This is a genomic window from Streptomyces brasiliensis, from assembly GCF_014647875.1.
GTDB classification, from domain to species: Bacteria; Actinomycetota; Actinomycetes; order Streptomycetales; family Streptomycetaceae; genus Streptomyces; species Streptomyces brasiliensis.
In genome coordinates this window covers 1-2,132 of the sequence record NZ_BMQA01000191.1, presented here as the reverse complement: position 1 = coordinate 2,132, position 2,132 = coordinate 1, and the positions used below count along the sequence as shown (strand labels likewise).

The window sequence follows — 2,132 nt, the reverse complement described above, 5'->3', positions numbered from 1 at the left end:
GCGCCAACTCCGCACCAAACGCGAAACCCTGCCTCCGAAGAAGCACGGCAACATCCCCCTCTAGGCCCCAGGGAGCGCAAGATGACGATCAAGGTGCTAAGGGGCAATCCGACCCCGGAGGAGCTGGCCGCCGCCCTGGCGGTGGTCCGCGCCCGCGCCGCGACGGCAACCCCCCGGCCGTCCGGCGCACGGACCCGCGACGCCTGGTCCGACCCGTCCCGCATCGCGGCCGACCACGTACCGCAACCGGGCCCGGCGTCCTGGACCCGCACGTACTGGCCGAGCTGAGGGCAACACCGCGAAACAGGGGGTGCCAACTTGAGTACCCGTACTCACGCACCCGGCCCCGGGCAACCCACACGATGGACGGATGTTGTGGTCCGACCCGGAGAACGAGCCACCGAAAGAACTGCGCGACGCACAGGACATGCTTCGGCGGCTCGGCCTCCTCATGGCCCTGGTCATGGTCCTGACCATGATCGTGATCGGCTTGAGGTGAGCCCCGCTCACCCATGTGGCTAACCTGGCGGCATGACCGCCAAGCCGCAGCCGCGCAGACGTCTCGTCCTCGCCTCGCAGTCCCCCGCCCGCCTCGGCCTGCTCCGGCAGGCCGGCCTGGATCCCGAGGTGATCGTCAGCGGGTTCGACGAGGATGCCGTCACGGCGCCCACGCCCGCCGAGCTGGCGCTCGCGCTGGCCGAGGCGAAGGCCTCCGTCGTCGCGGCGCGGCCGGACGTACAGGGCGCGCTGGTGATCGGCTGCGACTCGGTGCTGGAGCTGGACGGCGAGGCGCTGGGCAAGCCCGTGGACGCCGAGGAGGCCACCGCCCGCTGGAAGTCGATGCGCGGCCGGGCGGGGACGCTCCAGACGGGTCACTGCATCTGGGACACGGCCGCCAAGCGGTACGTGTCCGGGATCGCGTCCACCGTCGTACGGTTCGGGGAGCCGACGGACGAGGAGATCGCCGCGTACGTCGGCTCCGGGGAACCTCTCTACGTCGCCGGGGCGTTCACCCTCGACGGCCGCTCGGCGCCGTTCATCGAGGGTATCGACGGCGACCACGGCAACGTGATCGGCATCAGTCTGCCCCTCGTGCGCAAGCTGCTGGCCGAACTGGGCGTCAACATCACGGAGTTGTGGACGCAGGCACCGGAGTGACCGGGCCGGCCATGGCCGGGACGCCGTCGCGCGGTTCGTCCGTGCCTCCCTCGGAGTGCTCCGTCCCGGCGGCGGCCGACGGCGCCTCACCCTGCCCCTCGGAAGCGCCCAGGGCCTCCGGGGAGCCGCCGTCCGCGGCATCGCCGTCCGCGGACTGCGCCGTGCCGTCCTGGCCGTCGTACGTCATCAGGAGCAGGACGACGAGCGCCAGGACGACGACCATGAACAGGAACTGGGGCCAGCCCAGCAGTCCCCAGGCGAACGCGCCGAGCAGGCCGTGCACGACGGCGACGCTGATCAGCAGGATGCGGCCGAGGCCTGCGGGCGCGCGGTCGCGGATCGCGACGAGCAGCGCGACCAGCGCGCACAGCGCGAAGTAGAGGCCGAAGACCACGCCGCCGATCTTCGAGGACGTGGACATCATGTCCGGGTCGAGACCGGCCAGCGACATGTCCTGACGGTCGACCACCACCCCCAGGAACCAGTTGATCGCGGCTGTCCCGAGCGCCTCGGCGAACAGGACGACCGTCACGATCCACGCCACCGGCCTGCGCACCACGGGCCCACCCACTTTCGACCGATCTCCGACAGCGCGAACGCTACTAACGGGTAAACCGGGGGACAAGGGTTCTGCCACCGCCAGTAAATCGTTGGGCCATTCGTAGGGACTCAACAAAGAAACGAAGTGTGGCGCAGCACGCTCTCACAGAGACCTTGACCACATGGCGGGGCTAGGGTTTTCCGGAGGAGTCCTGCGTACCAAGGTGCGACAAGGGCTTTCGCGGGTCGAGCGAGCCTCGAATCACGCTCCGTGTGGGCAAGCTCACCATTGGGGACGGGTCGAAGTGCCGTGTCGGCAGTCCCTAAACTCGGCTTGTTTCAAGGAGGGAGCCTCAATCGTGCGCAAGGTGCTCATCGCCAATCGTGGCGAAATCGCTGTCCGCGTGGCCCGGGCGTGCCGGGACGCCGGGATC

5 protein-coding genes are annotated in these 2,132 nt (G+C 69.6%); 4 read left to right on the top strand and 1 reads right to left on the bottom strand.

Annotation, left to right across the window (positions count from 1 at the left end; translation table 11 throughout):
• Positions 1-81: 81 nt before the first annotated feature.
• From IEZ19_RS49595 to IEZ19_RS49590, 3 genes are all read left to right on the top strand, one after another.
• Positions 82-288 carry an acyl-CoA carboxylase epsilon subunit gene (locus IEZ19_RS49595; RefSeq protein ID WP_189317926.1) on the top strand — a complete coding sequence of 69 codons (207 nt, stop codon included), beginning with the start codon at positions 82-84 and terminating at the stop codon, positions 286-288.
• An 82-nt stretch (positions 289-370) separates the two neighbouring features.
• Positions 371-499 (top strand): morphogenic membrane protein MmpB, encoded by a 129-nt coding sequence (mmpB, locus tag IEZ19_RS52940; protein ID WP_268248807.1) that lies wholly within the window; start codon positions 371-373, stop codon positions 497-499.
• Positions 500-531: 32 nt separating this feature from the next.
• Positions 532-1,158 carry a Maf family protein gene (locus tag IEZ19_RS49590; RefSeq protein ID WP_189317925.1) on the top strand — a complete coding sequence of 209 codons (627 nt, stop codon included), beginning with the start codon at positions 532-534 and terminating at the stop codon, positions 1,156-1,158.
• On the opposite strand, the gene IEZ19_RS49585 is transcribed toward IEZ19_RS49590, so the two are convergent.
• On the bottom strand, positions 1,127-1,717 hold the full coding sequence (locus IEZ19_RS49585) for a hypothetical protein (protein WP_229841739.1): 591 nt from the start codon (positions 1,715-1,717) through the stop codon (positions 1,127-1,129). The genes IEZ19_RS49590 and IEZ19_RS49585 overlap by 32 nt on opposite strands.
• 340 nt (positions 1,718-2,057) lie before the next feature.
• Here IEZ19_RS49585 and IEZ19_RS54095 point away from each other — a divergent pair.
• Positions 2,058-2,132, top strand: a 75-nt coding sequence (locus IEZ19_RS54095) for a biotin carboxylase N-terminal domain-containing protein (protein WP_366573376.1), incomplete at its 3' end; no start/stop codon positions are given.